Source organism: Pseudomonas sp. JH-2 (genome assembly GCF_036231725.1).
In the GTDB taxonomy this organism is placed as follows: domain Bacteria; phylum Pseudomonadota; class Gammaproteobacteria; order Pseudomonadales; family Pseudomonadaceae; genus Pseudomonas; species Pseudomonas delhiensis.
The window spans coordinates 1-23,821 of record NZ_JAZAQP010000014.1; the positions used below are offsets into that span (position 1 = coordinate 1).

At 67.1% G+C, this 23,821-nt stretch carries 24 protein-coding genes; 12 read left to right on the plus strand and 12 right to left on the minus strand.

Going from position 1 to position 23,821, the window contains the following annotated elements; all coding sequences use genetic code 11:
• Nucleotides 1–614 precede the first annotated feature (614 nt).
• Together VV867_RS12085 and VV867_RS12090 are read right to left on the minus strand one after the other, a co-directional pair.
• The gene (locus tag VV867_RS12085) at nt 615–821 is read right to left on the minus strand and encodes a SlyX family protein (RefSeq protein ID WP_089394044.1); all 207 of its coding nucleotides are present in this window, start codon (nt 819–821) and stop codon (nt 615–617) included.
• Between the two features lie 5 nt (nt 822–826).
• Nucleotides 827–1,249, minus strand: a complete 423-nt coding sequence (locus tag VV867_RS12090; protein ID WP_328566498.1) for an HIT family protein — start codon at nt 1,247–1,249, stop codon at nt 827–829.
• Nucleotides 1,250–1,955: 706 nt separating this feature from the next.
• Here VV867_RS12090 and VV867_RS12095 point away from each other — a divergent pair.
• The 3 genes from VV867_RS12095 (at nt 1,956) to VV867_RS12105 (ending at nt 6,139) form a co-directional block, all read left to right on the plus strand.
• Nucleotides 1,956–3,293 carry an OprD family porin gene (locus VV867_RS12095; protein ID WP_275629110.1) on the plus strand — a complete coding sequence of 446 codons (1,338 nt, stop codon included), beginning with the start codon at nt 1,956–1,958 and terminating at the stop codon, nt 3,291–3,293.
• Between the two features lie 171 nt (nt 3,294–3,464).
• Complete coding sequence (locus VV867_RS12100; protein ID WP_328566499.1) at nt 3,465–5,180, plus strand: proline--tRNA ligase; 1,716 nt, start codon at nt 3,465–3,467, stop codon at nt 5,178–5,180.
• 8 nt (nt 5,181–5,188) lie between these two features.
• The gene (locus VV867_RS12105) at nt 5,189–6,139 is read left to right on the plus strand and encodes a hypothetical protein (RefSeq protein ID WP_328566500.1); all 951 of its coding nucleotides are present in this window, start codon (nt 5,189–5,191) and stop codon (nt 6,137–6,139) included.
• 34 nt (nt 6,140–6,173) lie between these two features.
• Here VV867_RS12105 and VV867_RS12110 read toward each other — a convergent pair whose 3' ends face one another.
• On the minus strand, nt 6,174–6,449 hold the full coding sequence (locus VV867_RS12110) for an acylphosphatase (RefSeq protein WP_109935648.1): 276 nt from the start codon (nt 6,447–6,449) through the stop codon (nt 6,174–6,176).
• Entirely contained in the window at nt 6,449–6,919 is a 471-nt protein-coding gene (locus tag VV867_RS12115) for a TlpA disulfide reductase family protein (protein ID WP_109935649.1), read from the minus strand. Before VV867_RS12115 ends, VV867_RS12110 begins: the two co-directional genes overlap by 1 nt.
• A gap of 30 nt (nt 6,920–6,949) precedes the next feature.
• Here VV867_RS12115 and VV867_RS12120 point away from each other — a divergent pair, with 30 nt between their 5' ends.
• Both VV867_RS12120 and VV867_RS12125 read left to right on the plus strand, forming a co-directional pair.
• A complete protein-coding gene (locus VV867_RS12120; protein ID WP_328566501.1) occupies nt 6,950–8,362 on the plus strand; it encodes a PilZ domain-containing protein in 1,413 nt (470 codons plus the stop codon).
• 178 nt (nt 8,363–8,540) lie between these two features.
• Entirely contained in the window at nt 8,541–8,939 is a 399-nt protein-coding gene (locus VV867_RS12125) for a hypothetical protein (protein WP_275629108.1), read from the plus strand.
• Nucleotides 8,940–8,942: 3 nt separating this feature from the next.
• On the opposite strand, the gene VV867_RS12130 is transcribed toward VV867_RS12125, so the two are convergent.
• Together VV867_RS12130 and VV867_RS12135 are read right to left on the minus strand one after the other, a co-directional pair.
• Nucleotides 8,943–9,140, minus strand: coding sequence for a hypothetical protein (locus VV867_RS12130; RefSeq protein WP_109935833.1), 198 nt, complete (start codon nt 9,138–9,140; stop codon nt 8,943–8,945).
• Nucleotides 9,141–9,298: 158 nt separating this feature from the next.
• The gene (locus VV867_RS12135; RefSeq protein ID WP_109935652.1) at nt 9,299–10,528 is read right to left on the minus strand and encodes a YihY family inner membrane protein; all 1,230 of its coding nucleotides are present in this window, start codon (nt 10,526–10,528) and stop codon (nt 9,299–9,301) included.
• Between the two features lie 113 nt (nt 10,529–10,641).
• On the opposite strand from VV867_RS12135, the gene arsC reads away from it, so the two are divergent.
• From arsC to VV867_RS12150, 3 genes are read left to right on the plus strand one after another with little or no spacing between them, the layout of a single operon-like run.
• Nucleotides 10,642–10,995, plus strand: a complete 354-nt coding sequence (gene arsC / locus VV867_RS12140) for an arsenate reductase (glutaredoxin) (RefSeq protein ID WP_109935653.1) — start codon at nt 10,642–10,644, stop codon at nt 10,993–10,995.
• Entirely contained in the window at nt 10,992–11,588 is a 597-nt protein-coding gene (wrbA, locus tag VV867_RS12145; RefSeq protein WP_009616906.1) for an NAD(P)H:quinone oxidoreductase, read from the plus strand. The genes arsC and wrbA overlap by 4 nt, the downstream gene beginning before the upstream one ends.
• Nucleotides 11,589–12,008, plus strand: coding sequence for a DUF2069 domain-containing protein (locus VV867_RS12150; protein ID WP_109935654.1), 420 nt, complete (start codon nt 11,589–11,591; stop codon nt 12,006–12,008).
• 214 nt (nt 12,009–12,222) lie between these two features.
• On the opposite strand, the gene hda is transcribed toward VV867_RS12150, so the two are convergent.
• Nucleotides 12,223–12,930 carry a DnaA regulatory inactivator Hda gene (gene hda, locus VV867_RS12155; RefSeq protein WP_009616904.1) on the minus strand — a complete coding sequence of 236 codons (708 nt, stop codon included), beginning with the start codon at nt 12,928–12,930 and terminating at the stop codon, nt 12,223–12,225.
• Between the two features lie 146 nt (nt 12,931–13,076).
• On the minus strand, nt 13,077–14,117 hold the full coding sequence (locus VV867_RS12160) for a DUF2066 domain-containing protein (protein ID WP_328566502.1): 1,041 nt from the start codon (nt 14,115–14,117) through the stop codon (nt 13,077–13,079).
• 214 nt (nt 14,118–14,331) lie between these two features.
• Between VV867_RS12160 and purM the strand changes: the two genes are divergently transcribed.
• From purM to VV867_RS12175, 3 genes are read left to right on the plus strand one after another with little or no spacing between them, the layout of a single operon-like run.
• Complete coding sequence (gene purM / locus VV867_RS12165; protein WP_328566503.1) at nt 14,332–15,393, plus strand: phosphoribosylformylglycinamidine cyclo-ligase; 1,062 nt, start codon at nt 14,332–14,334, stop codon at nt 15,391–15,393.
• Nucleotides 15,393–16,043 (plus strand): phosphoribosylglycinamide formyltransferase, encoded by a 651-nt coding sequence (gene purN, locus VV867_RS12170; RefSeq protein ID WP_328566504.1) that lies wholly within the window; start codon nt 15,393–15,395, stop codon nt 16,041–16,043. The genes purM and purN overlap by 1 nt, the downstream gene beginning before the upstream one ends.
• A gap of 10 nt (nt 16,044–16,053) precedes the next feature.
• Nucleotides 16,054–16,770, plus strand: a complete 717-nt coding sequence (locus VV867_RS12175) for a DUF3108 domain-containing protein (protein WP_328566505.1) — start codon at nt 16,054–16,056, stop codon at nt 16,768–16,770.
• A 220-nt stretch (nt 16,771–16,990) separates the two neighbouring features.
• Here the strand turns inward: VV867_RS12175 and VV867_RS12180 are convergent, their stop codons facing one another.
• Nucleotides 16,991–17,530, minus strand: a complete 540-nt coding sequence (locus VV867_RS12180) for a DUF2058 domain-containing protein (protein ID WP_109935659.1) — start codon at nt 17,528–17,530, stop codon at nt 16,991–16,993.
• A gap of 164 nt (nt 17,531–17,694) precedes the next feature.
• Between VV867_RS12180 and VV867_RS12185 the strand changes: the two genes are divergently transcribed.
• Complete coding sequence (locus VV867_RS12185; RefSeq protein ID WP_328566506.1) at nt 17,695–18,627, plus strand: aspartyl/asparaginyl beta-hydroxylase domain-containing protein; 933 nt, start codon at nt 17,695–17,697, stop codon at nt 18,625–18,627.
• A gap of 653 nt (nt 18,628–19,280) precedes the next feature.
• Here VV867_RS12185 and mazG read toward each other — a convergent pair.
• The 3 genes from mazG to rlmD form a co-directional block, all read right to left on the minus strand.
• Nucleotides 19,281–20,114 carry a nucleoside triphosphate pyrophosphohydrolase gene (gene mazG, locus VV867_RS12190; RefSeq protein WP_089394061.1) on the minus strand — a complete coding sequence of 278 codons (834 nt, stop codon included), beginning with the start codon at nt 20,112–20,114 and terminating at the stop codon, nt 19,281–19,283.
• Nucleotides 20,107–22,365, minus strand: coding sequence for a GTP diphosphokinase (gene relA, locus VV867_RS12195; protein ID WP_328566507.1), 2,259 nt, complete (start codon nt 22,363–22,365; stop codon nt 20,107–20,109). Before relA ends, mazG begins: the two co-directional genes overlap by 8 nt.
• Before the next feature lie 90 nt (nt 22,366–22,455).
• Nucleotides 22,456–23,820 carry a 23S rRNA (uracil(1939)-C(5))-methyltransferase RlmD gene (rlmD, locus tag VV867_RS12200; protein WP_328566508.1) on the minus strand — a complete coding sequence of 455 codons (1,365 nt, stop codon included), beginning with the start codon at nt 23,818–23,820 and terminating at the stop codon, nt 22,456–22,458.
• Between the last annotated feature and the right edge of the window lies 1 nt (nt 23,821).

Sequence of the window (23,821 nt, forward strand, 5' to 3'; positions counted from 1 at the left end):
CCCCGACAGCACGTCCCTGTGCTGATCGGGGCTCTAGCGACATCCATGTCGCATGACCTCCTGAGCGCCGGTTTCGCTCGGCCTCCTGAAGGGGCGTTCCGGTGCGCTCGGATGTTTCGCTGGAAACCCGTAGGGCGCATAACGCCTACGGCGTTATCCGCCAAATCGCGGACGGAGTCCGCTCCTACGGTTCCAGGAAGCACGATCGTAGGGGCAACCGTCTTCTGGGCTCCGTCGTTCGCGGGAGTGACTGGATCGAAATTCGCGTCTCCCATCTCGCCCCATTGTAGGAGCGGGCCCTGCCCGCGAATCGCGCGCAGGGCGCGCTCCTACAGGTGGGACAGCGGTGGCGGGGTAGGACTTTGTCCGCGATTGGACTCCCCGGCCACGCCGGACACCCCGGTGGCACGGATGGCGGCGGATAACCGCGAACGGTTATTCGCCCGGACTTGCCGGCTGACGCTGCGTTATCCGCTTGCTCGGGACAGCCCCCTCTCCCGCTTGCGGGAGAGGGCTGGGGAGAGGGAGCGGGCTCAACCCCAAACCCCACTCCCACCGGCAGACACCAGACACAACACCCCACATAAACGGCATTACGCCACCCACGACCACCATCAATAGTGCGGCGGCGGCGCCTCGTCCTCGGCGATACCGACCTGCCCCTGCAGGTCGTCCAGGCGCTTGAGCAGCGCCTGCATCTGCAGACGCAGGCGCTCGATCAGGCGCTCCTGCTCGTAGACCACGTCGCTCAGCGTCTGCAGGGCATCGTCCTGGAACGCCAGGCGACTCTCCAGGTCGGTCACCCGCTCTTCAAGGTTCATGGCATTCACTCCTCGAAACGAAAGCCGTCGCCCAGCGCCATGCGCAGCTTGCCGCGCACCGCCAGCAGTTCCTCGGCGGTGTAGGGGCGCGCCGGGTGCCGGCCCCAGACGGGGCCCGGCCAGGCCGCGTCGTCCCGGCGCCGCACGATCACGTGCATGTGCAGCTGGCTGACCACGTTGCCGAGGTTGGCGACGTTCATCTTGTCGGCCTTGAAGGTGTCCTTGAGCACTTCCGCCAGGTGGGTGGCCTCGCGCCACAGCTCCTGCTGCTCGTCCGGCGCCAGCTGGAAGATCTCGCTGACATCGACGCGGCGCGGCACGAGGATGAACCAGGGGTACTGCGCATCGTTCATCAGCAGCAGGCGGCTCAGGGGAAAGTCGCCCAGCGCGATGGTGTCCTGCTGCAGGCGGGAATCCAAGACGAACATCTGACTTCTCCTGTTCGACCAGTCTTTGAAGGGAAGCTTAGCCCCCTCGGGGGCGCCGGGCGCGCAGGATACTAGAGGCAGGCGCGGAACGGCAGCCACGGCGCAGTTGCGCGGCACCCTATTCGTGCACTGCGCCAAATCGGGGCACTTTCCGACAACAGGGAAGCACGGGCATCTGCTGTCTACTGAAAGGAACCTGGCAGGAAAACCCCGGTTTCTCGAACGAACCTGCAACCCCGGACAAGCGCCGGGCGTGTAGGAGAAGTCGCAAATATTTCCGCAACATCTTGAAATCCGCGCGCCAACGGCATACACCGTGCAGCATCCGGAGCGATGGCGAAACCTTCGCGGAGCCGAAACGGCTTTTGAGCACGGATGTTGCTAGATGCTCGCCACCGGGAAGAACAACAAAAGCGCGGATCGCAATTGAACAAAAAACAACCAGAAGATACGCGACACCACCAAGGGGAAATAAAACAAGCGAGCGTCAAGTCGTCGCATAACCAGATTCTCAAGATGAGACCTACTTGGAAGCGACACTTGTCATACATGTTTGCGACAGTGCCATAAAGAAACCGTTTGAAGTTTCCGGCAACTATCGCCAAGACAACACGCGTGCTATAAGTTAGCGCCGACAAGAAGAACGAGCCGTCACCGCGGCACATAAGTGATGGCAGATAATTTCAAAACCAAAGGAGCAATCACGATGAAAGTGATGAAGTGGAGCGCCATTGCCCTGGCGATTTCTGCAGCCACCTCGCAACTGGCCATGGCCGAAGCCTTCGTCAGCGATCAAGCGGAGTCCAAAGGCTTTGTCGAAGACAGCAGCCTGAACTTCCTGGTCCGCAACTACTACTTCAACCGTGACAACAAGAACGGTAGCACTGACCAGCGCGACTGGACCCAGGGCTTCTGGGGTAACTTCAGTTCCGGTTTCACCCAAGGTACCGTAGGTTTCGGTGTTGACGCCTTCGGCTATCTGGGTCTGAAACTCGATGGCGGCAGCGGTTATGGCGGCACCGGCAACCTGCCGGTCCATGATGACGGCGAAAAAGCAGACTCCTTCGGCAAGGCCGGCGCTGCGCTGAAGATTCGCGTATCCAAAACCGAGCTGAAACTGGGTGACATGCAGCCGACCGCTCCGGTATTCGCCGTCGGCGGTACCCGTCTGCTGCCGCAAACCGCCAGCGGCATCAGCCTGATGAGCAGCGAAATCCAGGGCCTCGACCTGGAAGCCGGTCACTACTATTCCGGTACCGGCCAGGACACCACCAACCGCGACGGCAAGCTGACCGCTACCTACGCCTGGTACGGTGACGAAAACCTGGACGCCCGCACTGTCGATTTCGTTGGCGGCAAGTACGCCTTCACCGACAACTTCAGCGCCTCGCTGTACGGCTCCAAGTTCAAGGACGTGTGGAACCAGTACTACACCAACCTGAACTACACCCTGCCGATCGCTGACGATCAGTCCCTGGGCTTCGATTTCAACTACTATCGCACCACCGATTCCGGCAGCGCGAAAGCAGGCGACATCGACAACAACACCTTCTCGCTGGCGGCCGCTTACACCCTCAGCGCACACACCTTCACCCTGGCCTTCCAGAAGGTCAACGGCGATACCCCGTTCGACTACCTCGGCGTAGGCGACAACAACGCCGGCGGCGACTCGATCTTCCTCGCCAACTCCGTCCAGTACTCCGACTTCAACGGCCCGGGCGAAAAATCCTGGCAGGCTCGCTACGACCTGAACATGGCTGAATACGGTGTACCCGGCCTGACCTTCATGACCCGCTACATCACTGGTAAGGATATCGATGGCACCCACATCGACCCGACCAGCGTGTATGCAGCCTACGGTTACGGCGAAGACGGCAAGCACCACGAAACCGACCTGGAAGCCAAGTACGTGGTTCAGAGCGGCCCGGCGAAGGACCTGTCCTTCCGCATCCGCCAAGCCTGGCACCGCGCCAACACCGACCAGGCCGAAGGCGACAACAACGAGTTCCGCCTGATCGTCGACTACCCGCTGTCCGTTCTGTAACCGGAACGACCGCAGGTCAAGAAAAGCCCGGCCCCGCGCCGGGCTTTTCCTTTTCCGCGCCTCGTCCCGCCGCGATATCCGGCTCCCCCGGCCGCGCCCTGTACGGCGCTGGGCACGCACCGTACAATGCCCCGTCCCTTTCTTTTCCTCGCTATCGAATAACGGCCAACCATGCGTACCAGTCAGTACCTGCTGTCCACCCTGAAAGAAACCCCTGCCGATGCCGTGGTGATCAGCCACCAGCTGCTGCTGCGCGCCGGCATGATCCGCAAGCTGGCCTCGGGTCTGTACACCTGGCTGCCGATGGGCCTGCGGGTGCTGCGCAAGGCCGAGACCATCGTCCGCGAGGAAATGAACGCCGCCGGCGCCCTGGAAGTGCTGATGCCGGCCGTGCAGCCCGCCGAGCTGTGGCAGGAGTCCGGCCGCTGGCAGCAGTACGGCCCCGAGCTGCTGCGCCTGAAGGACCGCCATGACCGCGAGTTCTGCGTCGGCCCGACCCACGAAGAAGTGATCACCGACCTGGCGCGCAACGAACTGTCCAGCTACAAGCAGCTGCCGATCAACTTCTACCAGATCCAGACCAAGTTCCGTGACGAGATCCGTCCGCGCTTCGGCCTGATGCGCGGCCGCGAGTTCATCATGAAGGACGCCTACTCCTTCCACATGAACCAGGAATCGCTGCAGCAGACCTACGACGGCATGTACGCGGCATACTGCAAGATATTCACCCGCCTGGGCCTGGATTTCCGCCCCGTGCAGGCCGACAACGGCTCCATCGGCGGCAGCGGCTCCCACGAATTCCACGTGCTGGCCAACTCCGGCGAGGACGACATCGTCTTCAGCGACAGCTCCGACTACGCCGCCAACATCGAGAAGGCCGAGGCCATCCCGCGTGAAACCGTGCGCGGCGCCGCCACCGAGGAACTGCGCCTGGTCGACACCCCGGACACCAAGACCATCGCCGACCTGGTGGAGAAGTTCGGCCTGGCCATCGAGAAGACCATCAAGACCCTGGTGGTGCGTGGCGCCGAGGAAGGCAAGCTGGTCGCCCTGGTGGTCCGTGGCGACCACGAGCTGAACGAGATCAAGGCCGCCAACCAGCCCCTGGTCGCCAGCCCCCTGCAGATGGCCAGCGAAGCCGAGATCAAGGCCGCCATCGGCGCCGCCCCCGGCTCCCTCGGCCCGCTGAACCTGCCGCTGCCCTGCATCGTCGACCGCTCGGTGGCCCTGATGAGCGACTTCGCCATCGGCGCCAACCTCGACGACAAGCACTACTTCGGCGTGAACTGGGAACGCGACCTGCCGCTGCCGGAAGTCGCCGACCTGCGCAACGTCGTCGCCGGCGACCCCAGCCCCGACGGCAAGGGCACCCTGGTGATCCGCCGCGGCATCGAGGTCGGCCACATCTTCCAGCTCGGCACCAAGTACAGCGAGGCGATGGGCCTGTCCGTGCTCAGCGAGCAGGGCAAGCCGGTCACCCTGATCATGGGCTGCTACGGCATCGGCGTATCCCGCGTGGTCGCCGCGGCCATCGAGCAGAACAACGACGATCGCGGCATCCTCTGGCCGGCCGCCCTGGCGCCCTTCCAGGTCGCCATCGTGCCGCTGAAGTACGAGACCGAAAGCGTGCGCGCGGCCACCGACAAGCTCTATGCCGAGCTGACCGCCGCCGGCTACGAGGTGCTGCTGGACGACCGCGACAAGAAGACCAGCCCCGGCGTGAAGTTCGCCGACATGGAGCTGATCGGCATCCCGCACCGCATCGTGGTCAGCGACCGCGGCCTGGGCGAAGGCACCCTGGAGTACAAGGGCCGTCGCGACAGCGAGTCGCAGAACGTCGCCGTGGCCGATGTCATGGACTTCCTCAAGGCGAAGATCGGCAACTGAGCAGCGCGATGTCCCGAAGCACCACCCTCAAGGTTGCCGCCCTGTGCGGCAGCCTTGCATTGAGCGGCTGCGCCAACCAGATGTCGCAGCGCAGCGAGCACGAGGAACGCGTCGAGCGCAAGCTGCTCGACCACAGCCTGCAGATCGACGTCGGCGAGCCCGGCGTCCTGCAGCTGCCGCAGCGCCGCGTGCGCGTGCAGGAGCAGAAGACCTTCGAGGTCACCACCTTCGAGGTCACCCGCCGCTACGACCGCTACACGCCCTACCAGGGCTGGCGCGAATTCTACGAAGTGCCGCTGGGCGCGGTGACCTTCGTCGCCGGCATCGGCGCCAACGTGGTCAACGTGTTCGCCCTGGGCAACCTGCCGGAAAGCGTCACCCGCGGCTGGATCAGCTACGGCATCGACGGCATGAACCCGTTCATGAACGTGCAGTCCAACGGCCGCGCCGAGCAGAACCTGGCCAACATCGACGAGCAGCGGCGCAACAGGCACACCGAGTACTCCAGCCTGCCCTGGGCCGAGCGTCCGGTGCAGGTGAGCGTGGGCAAGGAAACCCAGGAACTGCTGACCGACCGCCACGGCATCCTGCGCCTGAACCTGCTGGACAGCCCCTTCAGCGACGACGCCGTGTACCGCGCCGGGCGCCTGCAACTGAGCGTACGCGATGCCCAGGACAGTGCCCATGCCGAAGCCGGCCTGCTGGTCAGCCCGACGCTGCGGGGCAAGCTGCACGAAGCCCACGCGCTGATCTACGACGACCTGGAAGGCGAAGACGTGCAGCACTGGGTGCACCGCGTCAAGCGCCTGTCCGACCTCGGCCTGGAAGAGGAAGCCAGCGAGCTGGAACAGAGCCTGATCGAGCTGACGCGCAACGATCCGGAGCTGCAGAAGGAATTCCTCCAGCACCTGCTGAGCGACGCCGGCCGCCTGGCTGCGGACCCCGGCGCCAACAACTGAGCCCGCGCCGGCGCATCGGGCGCCGGCGCCGGGTTCAACGCCGGACGATGAAGCCGGTGATGCCCTGGGCCGGCATGTCCTGCAACGCCACGTCCGTCACCTGGGCCTTCTCCGGCCCCTGGTGCAGCCACTCGCGCAGCGCGTGGACGGCACTCTCCTCCCCCTCGATCAGCACCTCGACCCGCCCATCGGGCAGGTTGCGCACCCAGCCGTCGATGCCCAGCCGGTCGGCCTGCTCCTGGGTGCCCTGGCGGTAATAGACACCCTGCACGTACCCACTGACAAAGCCATGCATGCAGATTCTCGCCATCAGCGTTTCTCCTCCTGCAGGGCCAGCAGGCGCGCCTGTACGCCGCTGGCCGTCTGTTCGCCCAGCATGCGCTCGCGCACCTGGCCCTTGGCGTCGACTATGTAGGTCACCGGCAGCGCCTCGCTGTGCGGCAACTTGAAGCGCGGCGCCGGGTCGTCGGCCAGCACCGTGTAGCGGATGCCCAGGTCCTGCGCGGCCTTGCTCAGCTCGGCGTCACGCAGGCCATCGTAGTTGACGCCCAGCACCCGCACGCCCTTGTCCCGATTGTCCTCCGCCAGGCGATTGAGCTCGGGCACTTCCTTGCGGCAGGGCACGCACCAGTCGGCCCAGTAATTGATGACTAGCCACTGGCCATCTAGGCTTGCTGTGGGTACCTTCTTTCCATACTGATCGACGCCGTAATCCGCCGAGCAGCCGGCCAGGATCAGGCCGGCCAACAGTCCACTGACAAAACGGAGCCGTACTCCCATGCCTTCAGTCCTCGTGTATGCGGGGTGGTCATGATGCTCTCAGCCCTGCGCCTGGAAGTGCCGGACATCCTGGAAGACAACGGCGACGCAGCGAGCAACCTGGCGGCAGGACTGGCGCAAGCCCGGCGGCTGCCCTTGCACGAAGGTCTGCAGCACTGCCTGGGCGTCCTCTTCCGGCTCAACCGTTGCGTCCTGACCTTACTGGAAAGGCAGCGCGCGCTGCAAAGCCTCGCCGAAGAATATCGCCACTACACCCGGCTGATCCGCGCCGAGAAGGCGCCCCCGGCGCTCTTCGTGCACCTGTGCGGCGAACTGGCCGCCGGCTTCAAGCGCCTGCTGCTGCAGATACTCAACGGCCACAAGCCCTCGCGCCCGCACCTGGCCTGGTGCCTGTACATGGCCGAGCACTTCCTCGCCCAGGCCCTGCTGCGCCACTACCAGCAGTACCAGCAGCCGCCGGGCTCGCTGTGGCGCGACAGCCACCTGCTGTACTGGATAGGCGAGTACCAGCAGTGCCTCGACGAACCCATCGCCGCCGCCTTCGAACCCACCCCGGCCGGCACCCTGCGGGGCCTGTACCAGCAGTCCCTGCTGCTGGCGCTGAGCAACCCCTTCCACCTCACCGAGGGCGAGGCGCCACACCTGTTCAGCGCCCTCGCCCCGCTGGCCGGCCTGGCCCGGCTGCAGGACTGGGACGACGAGGAAGAGGAACAGGACGGCTACCTGGTGGACCTGGGCGACGATCGCCCCTGCCTGGGCTTCGACCAGAAGCCCGCGGCACCGGCCGAACAACTGCGCCGCCTGGAACTGGGCGCGCTGCTGATCGCCCTGCACGACCCGGCCCCCCTGCGCCCGGCGGCAGAGAACCAGTTGCTGGAGCGGGTCCGGCCCCACTGGCTGGGCCACCAGCCGCGCCGCCATACCCGCGCCGAGAAGCAGGCGAGCTGCCAGGTGGTGATCGGCCTGACGGCCATCCAGGCCCACCTGCTGGCTGGCGCCGCCAGCAGCTGCGAGGCGCAGATGGCCGACTGCAGCCCCGGCGGGGCCCGCATCGTCTGCCAGGGCAGCCAGGCGCAGCGCCTGCCGGTCGGGCAACTGCTGCTGATCCTCGACCAGCCGGGCTCGCCGATCCTGGCGATGGTGCGCTGGCGCCACCTCAACGGCGACGGCCTGCACCTGGGCCTGCGCTTCCTCAAGGGCCTGCCACGGCCGGCGTGGCTGCGCCGCACGCCTGACGCACAACGTCACCCGGCGGTCCTGCAGAGCACCCCCGAACCGGGCAACGGCTGGTACCACGGCATCTGGCTGCCCCAGGGGCAATTCGTCGAGGGCGAGAACCTCTGGCTGCAGTTGGCCAGTTTCGACAACCAGACCATCCTCCCGCTGCCCACGGCCAACCTGACCACGCCACTGGTCAGCCGGCATCCGCTGCGGCTGGGCTGATGTCGCCAATTGGGAACCAGATCACAGCCGGGATCGGCAACATGCACGTTTTGCCGGCTTGACGCTTCCTATAATGCCGAGGCTTGCGGAAATTTACTTTCCGCATGTCCTACACGCCCTGTCGAAGAACATGCTGGCGCAATGTACGCCGGCCGATGCCCATTCATGGAATAGACCGATGCAGCCCACGGATCAGATCGTCAGCCGGGTGCCCGAACACATCGTGGCCAATGCCAGGCCCCTCGGCATGGGGAACGGCGGCCGGGCTTGCGACTACAACGTCGCCGCCTGGCTGCAGGTGCCGGGCATGGCCCAGCTGCCGGTGACGCTGCTGGCCTGCTACGGCGACGGCGAGCGGCAGCACGAGGTGGTGATCGACCACGGCACCCTCAATGCCAGCGGACGCATACTGCTGTCGGGCATCGCGCGGCTACCGTACCGGTACAGGATCGACAACCTGCAGATCAGGCTGCGTTCGGCGGTGGGACTCTCGCGCCTGACGGTGGAAGAACTCTTCGTCCAGGCGGTGGAACAGATCGCCAGCGACCAGCGGATCAACGCCGGCCAGCTGTCGTAGCTTTCAGCCCAGCTGACGGGCGGGTTCGCCAACGGGCTCGGCACTGCCGGCGGCCTGCTCCTCGAGCGCGGCATGGACGCTGGGCAGCAGGGACTCCGGCCAGCTGCTGAACTGCAGACCGGTGATTCTATTCAGCCGCTCCAGGGCGCTCTGCGGGTCGCGCTGGTGCAGGTGTACGACTTTGTTCAGGTCTTTGTTCATGAAGATGCGGGCCTTCTCGGAACTTCTGGGGAACACCACTGTCCTGAACCGGCTATAGCCAGAAGCGTGCCAAACTTTCGAGGCCCGCGATTCCACGCATTTCCATCCCCGTCCCGCCGCTACCGGCATTGCGTTTCGCCGCAAACTGACCTTTTACGTCACCTGGAATGTGACGGACTCAACCATTCTGCGAGGCTGCCGCCGAACAGCGCCTCGCGCTCCGCCTGATAGCGCTGCAAGGCCTCGCGGAGCGGCGGGTACCAGTCGTCCGGCAGGCTGTCCGGCAGCGTTTCCAGGCAGGGCAGCGGCCAGGGGCAGCGGTTGAGCAGGCGATGCAGGCTGTAGCTGCCCAGGTCGCGGCAGAGCACCCAGGTATCGTCGCTGCCGCCCGAGCGGCAGACCATCTGCTCGCGTTCGAGGAAGGCCAGCATCTCCTCCCATTCGTCCTCCGGCAGCATCCAGCCAGCCCGGTGCAGGTGCGCCAGGCGCGTCGCCTCGCCCTGCCGCTGGCGCTCGTAGAACACCCGCAGCACGCCCAGCAGCACCAGCAGCCGCGGCAACGCCCGGCGCCGCCACAGGCGCGTCGAGGACAGGTTGCAGACCAGCTCGGCGCCGAACAGCACGATCAGCCAGGACAGGTAGATCCACAGCAGGAACAGCGGCACCGTGGCGAAGGCGCCATAGATCAGCTTGTAGCCGGGGAACAGGCCGACGTAGAGGCCGAACAGCGACTTGGCCGCCTCGAACAGGAAAGCCGTCAGGGCGCCGCCGGCCAGGGCATGGCGTGGCGGCACGCGGGCGTTGGGCACCGCGGCGTAGATCAGGGTGAAGGCCGCCACGCTGAACAGCAGCGGCATGAACTTCAGCAGCATGCCGGCACCGGGCAGCGCATGGGGCCCGGACAGCAGCGACAACGAAGTGACGTAGGTGGAAACCGCGAAGCCGGCGCCCAGCAGCAGCGGCCCCAGGCTGAGGATCGCCCAGTACAGCAGGAAGCGCGTCACCCCGCGGCGCGGCTTGCGTACCCGCCAGATTTCATTGAACACGCGCTCGATGGTCACCAGCATGCTGAACGCGGTGACCGCCAGGAAAGCCACCCCCAGCCAGGTCAGGTGGCGCGCCTGGACGATGAAGGCGCGCAGGTAGGTCTCCACCGCCTCGCCGGTGGACGGCACGAAGTTGTGGAAGATGAACAGCTGGATGCGCTCGCCCATGCCTTCGAAGGCGGGAATGGCCGAGACGATGGCGAAGGTCACGGTCATCATCGGCACCACGGCGAACAGCGTGGTGTAGGTCAGCGCGGCGGCGTGGCTGCTGACGCGGTCGGCGCGGAAACGCTGGAGGAGATACCGCCAGAACTCGATCAGGTTCTGCAGGCGCGGGTGCATGCTGTGTCCTTAAGTCGCGGGGCCGCCGGCCCGGCCGAACGCCGATGGTTCAGCCAACCCTCGGGAGGCGGTTAGAATAGCCGCCACTTTAACGGCCCAGCGAGCCCATGGATATGAGCCAACTGACACTTTTCCACAACCCGCGCTGCTCCAAGTCCCGTGGCGCCCTCGAACTGCTCGAGGCGCGCGGCCTGGCCCCGACCATCGTGCGCTACCTGGAGACGCCGCCCAGCGCTGCCGAACTCCAGGCGCTGCTCGGCAAGCTGGGCATAGGCGCGCGCCAGCTGCTGCGTACCGGCGAAGAGGAATACAAGACCCTGGGCCTGGACGACCCGCAGCTCAGCGACGCCCAGCTGATCGAGGCCATGGCCGCCCATCCGAAGCTGATCGAACGGCCCATCCTGGTGGCCGGCGACAAGGCGGTGATCGGCCGGCCGCCGGAGAAGGTGCTGGAGATCCTGCCTTGAGCGCGCCCTACATCCTGGTGCTCTACTACAGCCGCCATGGCGCCACCGCCGAGATGGCCCGGCAGATCGCCCGGGGCATCGAACAGGGTGGCCTGGAGGCGCGCCTGCGCACGGTGCCGGCGGTGTCCACCGAGTGCGAGGCGGTGGCCCCGGACCTGCCCGAGGAAGGCGCGCTCTACGCCACCCTGGACGACCTCAAGGACTGCGCCGGCCTGGCCATGGGCAGCCCGACGCGCTTCGGCAACATGGCCGCGCCGCTGAAGTACTTCCTCGACGGCACAAGCAGCCTGTGGCTGACCGGCGCCCTGGTGGGCAAGCCGGCGGCGGTGTTCACCTCCACCGCCAGCCTGCACGGCGGCCAGGAGACCACCCAGTTGTCCATGCTGCTGCCGCTGCTGCACCACGGCATGCTGGTCACCGGCATCCCCTACAGCGAACCGGCCCTGCTGGAGACCCGCGGCGGCGGCACGCCCTATGGCGCCAGCCACTTCGCCGGCGCCGACGGCAAGCGCGCCCTGGACGAACACGAGATCACCCTGTGCCGCGCGCTGGGCAAGCGCCTGGCCGAGGTCGCCGGCAAACTGGAGCGCTGAATGGCCCGCAAGAAGAAACCCCTGCCCTCCCTCGAGCACCTGCGCCCGCGCCTGGCCGCGAGCCGCGCGGTGAGCCTGGGCAGCCTGCTGGCGCTGGTCCTGCTGATCCTCATCTGGGGCCTGCTGTTCACCGACGCCCACGGCGCCCCGGACTGGGTGCCGAAGGTGTGGACCGCGCTGAAGCTGCTGCCGCTGCTGATCATCGCCCCGGGCATGCTGCTCGGTAGCGCCCGCGGCCACGCCTGGGCCTGCTACGTGGTGAACCTGTACTTCATCACCGGGGTGCTCAACACCTTCGAACCGGGCCAGCGCATCTACGGCTGGGCCGAGGTGCTGCTCAGCGTCAGCCTGTTCTGCGCTGCGCTGCTCTACACCCGCTGGCGCTTCCAGTACGAGCGCAAGCTGGCGGGGGAGGATTAGACCCTGTAGGAGCGCGCCCTGCGCGCGATTCGCGGGCAGGGCGGACCCATCGTAGGAGCGAGCTTGCTCGCGAACAGATTCCGCTGCGGGGCCCATTCGCGAGCAAGCTCGCTCCTACGAAAAGCACCTCGGCGCAACGTCGTAGGGCGAAGAGCGTACGGCTCCCGGTGACTTGCAGCTTTTGGCTTGCAGCTTGCAGCTCCCCCGAAGGGGCCTACCAGCCCAGCGTTTCCTTGAGGAAGGGAATGGTCAGCTTGCGCTGCGCCTGCAGCGAGGCCTTGTCCAGCTCGTCCAGCAGGTCGAAGAGGAATTCCATGCTGCGTGCGCCGCGGGTGAGGATGAAGCGCCCGACTTCGTCGGTCAGGTGCAGGCCGCGGCGCGAGGCGCGCAGTTGCAGGGCGCGGAGTTTTTCCTCGTCGGTCAGCGGGTGCAGCTGGAAGATCAGCGAGAGGGTCAGCCGCGACTTCAGGTCCGGCAGCTTGACCGGCAGCTCGCGCGGCGGCATCGAGGCCGCCAGCAGCAGGCGGCGGCCGGCGTCGCGCAGGCGGTTGAACAGGTGGAACAGCGCCTCTTCCCACTCCGGCAGGCCGGCCAGGGCCTCGATGTCATCGAGGCAGACCAGCTCCAGCTGTTCGAGGTCGTCGAAGATCGCCGGGCCGTACTGCACCAGTTCGGCCATGGGCAGGTACACCGAGGTCTCGCCGTACTGCTCGAAGCGCAGGCAGGCCGCCTGCAGCAGGTGGCTGCGCCCCACGCCCTCGACGCCCCACAGGTAGATGAGGCTTTCCGCCCAGCCGGCGTCGCAGTCGCACAGCCGCTCGACATACCCCAGCGCCGCGGCATTGGTGCCGGGGTAGAAGTTGGCGAAGGTGGCATCGTCGCGTAGGCGGATGCCCAGGGGGAGCTGCATAGGTTGTTTCATGTGCCGGGCGGGGCTTTTCTTCGAAAACGCTTACAGTGAAGCCGTACGGATCAAAAGTGTAACCAAATCATCATTTTGGCGCATCCGAAAAGGCGCCGGAGGCGCAGCATACTGCGAATCCGGCGCCAGGCCCACCCGCGGCGTCACTACCAGCGGAAACGCATGACGTTGCTCGGCGCCGCGGGCTGCGCCGGCAGCGGCTGGCCGTTGGCGTCGAGCGCGGGCTGGGCCGGCTCGGCCGGGGCCTCCTGCAGGTGCGCCAGGCCCAGTTGGGCGCGCAGCTGGTCGGGGCTGGCGTTGAGGCGGTATTGCAGGTTGTCGCCCTGGGCCAGCAGCAGCTTCGCGCCCATGGGGTCGAGCAGCTTCTGCAGTTGGGCATAGCGTTCGAGGTTGGCCCCCTGCACCTGCAGGGTCAGGGCGCTTGCCGCGCCCGGCGCGCCGACGAAACGCGGCGCCAGGCGCTGGCTGACCGCCAGCATCACGGCATCGGCCAGGGCGTCCGGGCTGTCGCCCTGGGCCTGGCCCTGCTCGCGGGAGTCGCCCAGCCACAGGCGCCATTGGGCCTGCCACTTGCCGCCGTCTTCCTTGGCGTCGACCGCCAGCAGGCCGTCGGCGGAATAGCGCTCGGAGGCGGCACGCAGCGCATCGGGCTGCGCCGCGGTGATGTTCTGCGCGGTGCCCACGCCCTGCTCGGAGAGGTCGGCCATCGGCAGCAGCAGCGGCAGGCCACGGCGCTGGGCGGCGCGATTGAGCGGCGCGGCGCCCTCCTGGCTGTCGCCCACCAGGCTGCTCCCGGCGGCGTTTTCGTTCAGCCACCAGGCCAGCAGGCTCGGGCGGTTGGCGCCCCAGACCGGCAGGCCGGCCTGGCGCAGGGCGTTGTTCACCGAGGTGGGGTCGAAGTCCACCACCAGGGCCAGCGGCGGGCCGTTCTCGTAGCCGTACTGGCTGATCAGTTGCTGCGGGTCCTTGAAGTAGCCGGCCAGCGCACCGCTCTGGATGGCGCGGGGGTCGCCGGTCAGGCGCAGCACCAGGGTCTGCAGCGCGCGGGACAGGCCGGCGCTGCGCTCGTCCGGCTGCTGCGAGGCCACCGGCTCGTGCACCTGGTAGAGGTCGCCCGGCGCGGCGGCGAAGGACGGCAGGGCGAGCAACGACAGGCAGAGGATCAACAGGCGGGCGGTAAGTCGCATGACAGGCTCTCGACGAACGGAAAAGGAAGGGAACGGCACCTGGCAAGCCCCTCCGGAAGGCCTATACCTTAAACAGCCCTCCGGTCAGCGGCAACAGCGCGAGATGGCCGCTGCCGGGCAAGCCTGATAAAATCCCGCGCCTCCCGCGAGGTCGCCGCGAATCCTTCGCGCCGCGGCCGGCAGACGAATCACTCCTATCTACAGGCCTGGATACATGAGCAGCAAGCAACCCTCGTTGAGCTACAAGGACGCCGGTGTGGACATCGACGCCGGCGAAGCCCTCGTCGAACGCATCAAAGGCGTCGCCAAGCGCACCGCGCGTCCTGAAGTCATGGGCGGCCTGGGCGGCTTCGGCGCGCTCTGCGAAATCCCGGCCGGCTACAAGCAGCCGGTGCTGGTGTCCGGCACCGACGGCGTCGGCACCAAGCTGCGCCTGGCGCTGAACCTGAACAAGCACGACAGCATCGGCCAGGACCTGGTCGCCATGTGCGTCAACGACCTGGTGGTCTGCGGCGCCGAGCCGCTGTTCTTCCTCGACTACTACGCCACCGGCAAGCTCAACGTCGACGTCGCCGCCACCGTGGTGACCGGCATCGGCGCCGGTTGCGAGCTGGCCGGCTGCTCCCTGGTGGGTGGCGAAACCGCCGAGATGCCCGGCATGTACGAGGGCGAGGACTACGACCTGGCCGGCTTCTGCGTCGGCGTGGTGGAGAAGGCCGAGATCATCGACGGCTCGAAAGTGGTCACCGGCGACGCCCTGATCGCCCTGCCCTCCTCCGGCCCGCACTCCAACGGCTACTCGCTGATCCGCAAGATCATCGAGGTCGCCGGCGCCGACATCGAGGCCACCCAGCTGGGCGGCAAGCCCCTGGCCGACCTGCTGATGGCGCCGACGCGCATCTACGTCAAGCCGCTGCTGCAACTGATCAAGCAGACCGGCGCGGTCAAGGCCATGGCCCACATCACCGGCGGCGGCCTGCTGGACAACATCCCGCGGGTACTGCCGGACAACGCCCAGGCGGTCATCGACGTGGCCAGCTGGCAGCGCCCGGCGGTGTTCGACTGGCTGCAGGAGAAAGGCAACGTCGACGAGCACGAGATGCACCGCGTGCTGAACTGCGGCGTGGGCATGGTCATCTGCGTCGCCCAGGACCAGGTCGAGGCCGCCCTGGCTTCCCTGCGCGCCGCCGGCGAGCAGCCCTGGGTCATCGGCCGCATCGACGCCTGCGCAGCGGACGCCGAACGCGTGGTGCTGAACAACCTGAAAGGCCACTGATGTCCCGTCCTTGCAATGTCGTGGTGCTGATTTCCGGCTCCGGCAGCAACCTGCAAGCACTGATCGACAGCCTGGCCGACGGCGCCACGCCGGCAACCATCCGCGCGGTGATTTCCAACCGCGCGGATGCCTACGGCCTGCAGCGCGCCGCCGCCGCGGGCATCGCCACCGAGGTCCTGGACCACAAGGGCTTCGCCGACCGCGAAGCCTTCGACGCCGAGCTGATCCGCCGCATCGACGCCCACGCCCCGGACCTGCTGGTCCTGGCCGGCTTCATGCGCATCCTCAGCCCGGCCTTCGTGCGCCATTACCACGGCCGCCTGCTGAACATCCATCCCTCGCTGCTGCCCAAGTACAAGGGCCTGCACACCCACCAGCGCGCGCTGCAGGCCGGTGACGCCGAGCACGGCTGCTCGGTGCACTTCGTCACCGAGGAACTCGACGGCGGCCCTCTGGTCGTACAGGCGGCAATCCCGGTAGAGTCGCAAGACACGCCGGAGACGCTCGCCGCGCGGGTGCACGTGCAGGAGCACCTGATCTACCCGCTGGCCATGCGCTGGTTCGCCGAAGGCCGTTTGCGCCTGGGCGAGCGAGGCGCCATGCTGGATGGCCAGGCGCTGCCGGCCACCGGCTACCCGTTCCGAACCTAGGAGATTCGCGATGCGTAGAGTCCTGCTGTTCCTGATGGCCCTGCTGACGTTGCCGGCCCATGCCGCCTCGTTCCAGATCAAGCCGTTCGAGGCCAGCTACACCGCGGACTGGAAACAGATGCCGCTGAGCGGGACCGCTTCCCGCAGCCTCAAGCAAGGCGACGGGGGCAGCTGGGAACTCGACTTCCAGGCCTCCATGCTGCTCGCCAGCCTGAAGGAGAACAGCTCCTTCAAGGTCGAGGGCGACACCTACCTGCCGCAGACCTACCACTGGGCCCGCGAGGGCCTGGGCAAGAACAAGTCCACCGACCTGCAGTTCAACTGGGCGCAGAAACAGGTCACCGGCAGCGACCGCGGCGACACCGTGCGCCTGCCGCTGAACCGCGGCCAGCTCGACAAGTCCACCTACCAGCTGGTGCTGCAGCATGACGTCGCCGTCGGCAAGAAGAGCATGAGCTACCAGGTGATCGAGGGTACCGACACCGATACCTACGACTTCCGCGTGCTCGGCGAGGAGAAGGTCGCCACCCAGGCCGGCCAGATCGACGCCATCAAGGTCGAGCGCGTGCGCGACCCGACCAAGAGCAACCGCAAGACCGTCCTCTGGTTCGCCAAGGACTGGGACTACCTGCTCGTGCGCCTGTACCAGCAGGAGACCGACGGCAAGGAGTACCAGATCATGCTCAAGGACGGCACCGTCGACGGCAAGCAGGTCAAGGGCTCGTAAGCGCCGCCGCAACGAAAAAAGCCGGGCATCCCAGGCTGTGTGAAAACCTCAGGATCGGTCCCACTGGTTAAAAAACAACCTGGATTTCGCGTTTCTACGTGGATTCTGGATTGGCTGAATAGCCAAGCCTCTTCAGATTTCACGTAGGAACGCGCTCTTCGAAGAGCCGCTCGGTTTTTCACACAGCCTGATCCGCCCGGCTTTTTCGTTTCTGCCCGTGTCACCACATGAGGTCGTCGGGCACCACGTAGTCCTTGTATGGATCGTCCTCGTCCGGCTCGCCGCTGGGCTCGTTGAGCAGCACCACGCGGCGCTCGTCGCGCTCCTGGATGCGCAGCGCGGCGTCGCGCGGGACTATCTCGTAGCGCCCGTCGTAGCTGACGATGGCCAGGCTGCCGCGGCTGAGCTTGTCGCGGATCAGGGCGTTCACCGCGATGCGCTTGACCTTCTTGGCGTCGACGAAGTTGTAGTAGTCGTCACCCTCCATCTTGGGCAGGCGGGTACCTTCGATCAGTTGCTTGATCTGCGCGACGCGGGCCTTCTTCTCGGCCTTCTCCTGCTGCTGGCGGTTCAGCTCCTGGTCACGGGCCAGCTTCTCGGCCTGGGCCTGCAGCGCGACCTGGCGCTGGCTATCGTCCTTCTCGGCCTGGCCCTTGTGCTCCAGGCGCTGCTGTTTCTGCTTCTGCTTGCTGGCCTGCTTGGCCTGCTTTTCGTTGACCAGCCCGGCTTTCAGCAGCTGGTCACGCAATGACATGCTCATTGGCTAACGACTCTCCGACAGCCCGCGAACTTTGACGCAGGACAATTCTGACGTGGCGGAAAATTCAGCGGCGACGCGCGCTGAGGGTATAATCCTCGGGCCTGTGCCGGCATTGCGCAAGTGGCCGGCCGTATTTCAGTCAAACAGGGCGGACTCGCCACCCCATGATCAAGCTCCTCGTCCTCGCGATCCTCGCCATCTTCCTCGTCGCCATCCTCTACGTGCACCTGCGCGGCAAGGTACGCCTGCCGTTCCTGCGCCAGGTGGTCAACCACTCGGCCTGGTTCGCCCCGTACAACTCGCTGATGTACCTGAATTCCAGCGTACCCTCCAAGCCGTACCTGGACCGCGAGCGCTTCCCGGAGCTCGACAAGCTGCGCGACAACTGGCAAATGATCCGCGAGGAAGCCGAGCAGTTGTTCGACGAGGGCTACATCCGCGATGCCCTGAACAACAACGAGGCGGGTTTCGGTTCCTTCTTCAAGAAGGGCTGGACGCGTTTCTACCTGACCTGGTACGACGGCCCCCTGCCCTCCGCGCAGCGCCTGTGCCCGAAGACCGTGGAGCTGGTCAGCAGCATCCCCAACGTCAAGGGCGCGATGTTCACCCGCCTGCCGCCGAACAGCCACCTGAACAAGCACCGCGACCCCTACGCCGGCTCCCTGCGCTACCACCTGGGCCTGGCCACGCCGAACTCGGACGCCTGCCGCATCTTCGTCGACGGCCAGCCCTACGCCTGGCGCGACGGCGAGGACGTGATGTTCGACGAAACCTTCGTGCACTGGGTGAAGAACGAGACCGACGAATCGCGCCTGATCCTCTTCTGCGACGTCGAGCGCCCGCTCAGGTCGCCACTGCTGACGCGCATCAACCGCCGCGTCAGCGCCTTCCTCGGCCGCGCCACCGCGCCGCAGAACGTCGACGGCGAGCGCGTCGGCGGGATCAACCAGGCCTACTCGGTGCTGATCCGCATCGGCAATGCCGTGGGTGGACAGGTGAAGAAGTTCAAGCGGCGCTATCCCAAGGCCTACCGCATCGGTCGGCCGATCCTGGCGGTGGTGCTGCTGGTGCTGCTGTTGCGCTGGATGTTCGGCTGAACCGCCCCGAGCCCGGCGTTCCAGCCAACGGCGGATAACCGCGAACGGTTATTCGCCCTACGTTCCAGGACAGTCCGCGCAGGGCGCATAACGCCTCCGGCGTTATCCGCCGAATCGCGGACAGAGTCCGCTCCTACAGGAAGCACGGGCGTAGGAGCAACTGTCTTCTGGGCTCCCTCGTTCGCGGGAGTGACTGGATCGAAATTCGCGTCTCCCATCTCGCCCCATTGTAGGAGCGGGCCCTGCCCGCGAATCGCGCGCAGGGCGCGCTCCTACAGGTGGGACAGCGGTGGCGGGGTAGGAGCAACTGTCTTGCGCCCCGCGCCGATATGCTCTTCGTAGGATGGGTTGAGCCTTGGCGAAACCCATGCGGCCATGGCGATGGATACCGCTTCGCTCAACCCCTCCTACGCCGCCCCCTTGCAACCCGTAGGGCGCATAACGCCCACGGCGTTATCCGCCGCCGCCGTCGGGCACCGGCGTTCCGGCCGGCGGCGGATAACCGCGAACGGTTATTCGCCCTACGGTCGAGCATGGTCGTAGGAGCGGACTTTGTCCGCGATTGGACGCCCCGGTGGCACGAACAGCCCAGCTCGCTCCTACGAAAAGCAAAAAGCCCCGCACCGCGGGGCTTTTTCGTAACGCCGGCGAACCTAGCCACACCCCAGCGGGTTCTTCTCCTCGCGCTTGGCCTCGCCCCAGAGTGCATCCAGCTCTTCCAGGCTGCATTCCTCGGCCTTGCGGCCCTGGTCGCGCAGGGCGCTCTCGATGTAGCGGAAGCGCCTTTCGAACTTGCCGTTGGCCGCGCGCAGGGCGGTTTCCGGGTCGACCTTCAGGTGCCTGGCCAGGTTGACCACCACGAACAGCAGGTCGCCGACCTCCTCCGCCTGGGCCTCGGCGTCGCCGTCGGCCATGGCTTCCAGCACCTCGTCCAGTTCCTCGCGCAGCTTGTCCACCACCGGCAGCGCCTCCGGCCAGTCGAAGCCGACCTGGGCCGCGCGCTTCTGCAGCTTGGCCGCGCGGCTGAGGGCCGGCAGCGCCGCGGGCACGTCGTCCAGCAGCGACAGCTGCACCGGCTCGGCGGCCTTGGCGGCGCGTTCCTCGGCCTTGAGCTCTTCCCAGCGCTGCTTCACCGCCGCCTCTTCCAGCTTCGCCGGGTCAGGCTCGCCGTACAGGTCGCCGTCGGGGAACACGTGGGGATGGCGGCGCACCAGCTTGGCGGTGATGCCGTGGACCACCTCGTCGAAGTCGAAGCGGTTTTCCTCGCGGGCCAGCTGGGCGTAGTAGACCACCTGGAACAGCAGGTCGCCGACCTCCTCGCGCAGGTGGCCGAAGTCGCCGCGCTCGATGGCGTCGGCGACCTCGTAGGCCTCCTCGATGGTGTAGGGGACGATGCTCGCGTAGTCCTGCTTGAGGTCCCAGGGGCAGCCGTGCCGCGGGTCGCGCAGGCGGGCCATGAGGTGCAGCAGGTCGTCGAGCTTATACATCCTTGCCACCCGCGCGGTCGCGCCGCGCCTCGATGATGTTGGGCAGTTGCGAGATGCGCGCCAGCAGGCGGCCGAGGGACTCCAGGCCGGGGATCTCGATGGTCAGGCGCATGGTCGCGGTGTTGTCGTCCTTGTCCGAGCGGGTGTTGACCGCCAGCACGTTGATGCGCTCGTTGAGCAGCACCTGGGACACGTCGCGCAGCAGGCCGGAACGGTCGTAGGCGCGGATGACGATGTCCACCGGGTAGGTCTGCACCGGCACCGGGCCCCAGCTCACCTGGATCATCCGCTCCGGCTCGCGGCCGGCCAGTTGCAGCACGGTGGCGCAGTCCTGGCGGTGGATGGTGACGCCGCGGCCGAGGGTGATGTAGCCGACGATGGGGTCGCCCGGCAGCGGCTGGCAGCAGCCGGCCATCTGCGTCAGCAGGTTGCCCACGCCCTGGATCTGGATGTCGCCGCGCTTGCCGTGGCCGATGCGGCTGGGCTTGCGCGGGATGAGTTCGAGCTGCTCGTTGCCGCGCTCCGGCTCCACCAGTTGCTGCGCGTAGCTGACCACGTGGGCCAGGCGCAGGTCGCCGGCGCCGAGGGCGGCGAAGAGGTCCTCGCCGGTCTTGTAGTTGGCCTTCTCGGCCAGCTTCTCGAAGTCCACCGGCGGCAGCGCCAGGCGCCCCAGCTCGCGCTCGAGCATGGCCTTGCCGGCGGCGACGTTCTGATCGCGGGCCTGCAGCTTGAACCAGTGGACGATCTTCGCCCGCGCCCGCGAGGTGGTGACGTAGCCGAGGTTCTGGTTCAGCCAGTCACGGCTCGGGCCGCTGTGCTTGCCGGTGATGATTTCCACCTGCTCGCCGGTCTGCAGGCTGTAGTTCAGCGGCACGATGCGGCCGTTGATCTTGGCGCCGCGGCAGTTGTGGCCCACCTCGGTGTGTACGCGGTAGGCGAAGTCCAGCGGCGTGGAGCCCTTGGGCAGGTCGATGGCGTGGCCGTCGGGGGTGAACACGTAGACCCGGTCGGGCTCGATGTCGACCCGCAGCTGCTCGGCCAGGCCGCCGATGTCGCCCAGTTCCTCGTGCCACTCCAGGACCTGGCGCAGCCAGGAGATCTTCTCCTCGTAGTGGTTGGAGCCGGACTTGACGTCGGTGCCCTTGTAGCGCCAGTGCGCGCACACGCCCAGCTCGGCTTCCTCGTGCATGGCGTGGGTGCGGATCTGCACTTCCAGCACCTTGCCCTCGGGGCCGATCACCGCGGTGTGCAGCGAGCGGTAGCCGTTTTCCTTGGGGTTGGCGATGTAGTCGTCGAATTCCTTGGGAATGTGCCGCCACAGGGTGTGCACGATGCCCAGCGCGGTATAGCAGTCGCGCATCTCCGGGACCAGCACGCGCACCGCGCGCACGTCGTAGATCTGGCTGAAGTCCAGGCCCTTGCGCTGCATCTTCCGCCAGATGGAGTAGATGTGCTTGGCGCGGCCGGACAGGTCGGCCTTGATGCCGGTGGCGGCCAGGGCGTCCTTGAGCTGCTGCATCACGGTGGCGATGTACTGCTCGCGGTCCAGGCGGCGCTCGTGCAGCAGCTTGGCGATCTGCTTGTACTGGTCGGGCTCCAGGTAGCGGAAGGACAGGTCCTCCAGCTCCCACTTGATGTGGCCGATGCCCAGACGGTGCGCCAGCGGCGCGTAGATGTCGAACACCTCGCGGGCGACGCGCATGCGCTTCTCCTCGTCGGCGTTCTTCACCGCGCGGATGGCGCAGGTGCGCTCGGCCAGCTTGATCAGCGCGACGCGCACGTCGTCGACCATGGCCACCAGCATCTTGCGCAGGTTCTCGATCTGCGCCTGGGTGCCGAGCACCATGGACTGCCGCGGGTTGAGGCTGGCGCTGATCGCCGCCATGCGCAGCACGCCCTCGATCAGCTTGGCCACCACCGGGCCGAAGCGCTGCTGCACTTCCTCCAGCTTGACCTTGCCCTCGCGCACGCCGCGGTAGATCACCGCGGCCACCAGGGATTCCTGGTCGAGCTTGAGGTCGGCGAGGATCTCGGCGATCTCGAGGCCGGTCTGGAAGCTCGAGGTGCCATCGGCCCAGGCGGCGTCCACCTGGCTGACGGCCTTGTTCTCGGCCTCGCGGGCGAACTCGCAGGCCTGAAGCAGGACCTTGCGATCCAGCACCGGGACCAGGGTCTGGACGTGGTCCAGCCAGGCCTCGAGGTTGATGCTGCCGTCGGTGTTGACCGGCTGGTGCGCTCTCACCTGTACCATCTTGTCTACCCTTCCCCACGGTGTGCCACGGCACACCGCTCGACTGCGCCGGCCTTTCTGGCGTGGGCCGGTCGGATTGCGCAGGTCGTCCTAACCTGCCTCGAACAGAGCCATCGCCTCCACATGCGCCGTCTGCGGGAACATGTCGAGGATTCCGGCACGCTTCAGGCGATAGCCCTGACGGGCCAGTTCGCCGGCGTCGCGCGCCAGGGTCGCCGGGTTGCAGGACACATAGAGTACCCGCTCGGCGCCCAGGGCGCGCATGCCCCGTGCCATCTCGAGCGCGCCGTCACGCGGCGGGTCGAGCAGCACGGCGGAAAATCCCTTGGCCGCGTCCCCGGCGAACCAGCGCGCCGCGGAAAGCGGCTGCGCCAGGTCGGCCTGGTGGAACACGGCGTTGTCCAGGCCATTGGCCCGGGCGTTGGCCGCGGCGCGCGCGACCATGCTGTGCACGCCCTCCACGCCCACCACGCAGGCGGCACTGCGGGCCAGCGGCAGGGCGAAATTGCCCAGCCCACAGAACAGGTCTAGCACCCGTTCCGTTGCCGCGGGAGCCAACCAGTCGAGGGCCTGCGCGACCATGGCCGCGTTGACCGGTTCGTTGACCTGGACGAAGTCCCCCGGCCGGTAGGCCAGGGTCAGGTCCCAGGCGTCCAGGCGGTAGCCCAGTCGCCCCTCGCCGTCGGCCGGCGTCGGTTCGCCGTCGCCCTGCAGCCACAGTTGCACATCCCGTGCCGAACAGAAGGCCTGGAGGCGTTCGAGGTCGGCGCCGGGCAAAGGTTCGGTGTGGCGCAGCAGCAAGGCGCAGGCGGTGCCGTGGAACAGCTCGACGTGGCCGATGGCCCGCGGCCGCTGGAACCCCTGCAGCAGCGCCGGCAGCTCGCGGGCCAGCGCCTGCAGCTCGGGTACCAGCACCAGGCAGTCGTCGAAGGCGACGATGGCCTGGCTGGCGGCGGCGCGGAAACCGACCTCCAGGCGCTGGGCCTTGGCATCCCAGCGCACGGCGATGCGGGCCCGGCGGCGATAGCCGAATTCGGGGCCGGCCAGGGGGGCTGCCCAGTGTTCGGGGACGATCTCGCCGAAGCGCTGCAACTGCTCGGCTAGAGTGCGCTGCTTGAGCGCCAATTGTCCGGCGTGGGGCAGGTGCTGCAGGGTGCAGCCGCCGCACTTGCCGGCCACCGGGCAGGGTTCGGCGCGGCGCTCCGGCGCGGCGGCCAGGATGCGTTCGCCGCGGGCGTCCACCACCTGGCTGCGCGCGGCCAGCACGCGGGCCTCGACCTCCTCGCCGGGCAAAGCGCCGGCGACGAACCAGGTGCGCCCTTCCAGGTGCGCGATGCCGCGGCCGTCATGGGCCAGGCGCTCGATGCGCAGGCGCTGCTTCTTGCCCACCGGCACGCCCGTGTTGCGGGCGCCGCCGCTGGGCTGGAAGCGCAGCCCGCTTCTCTGCTTGGCCATG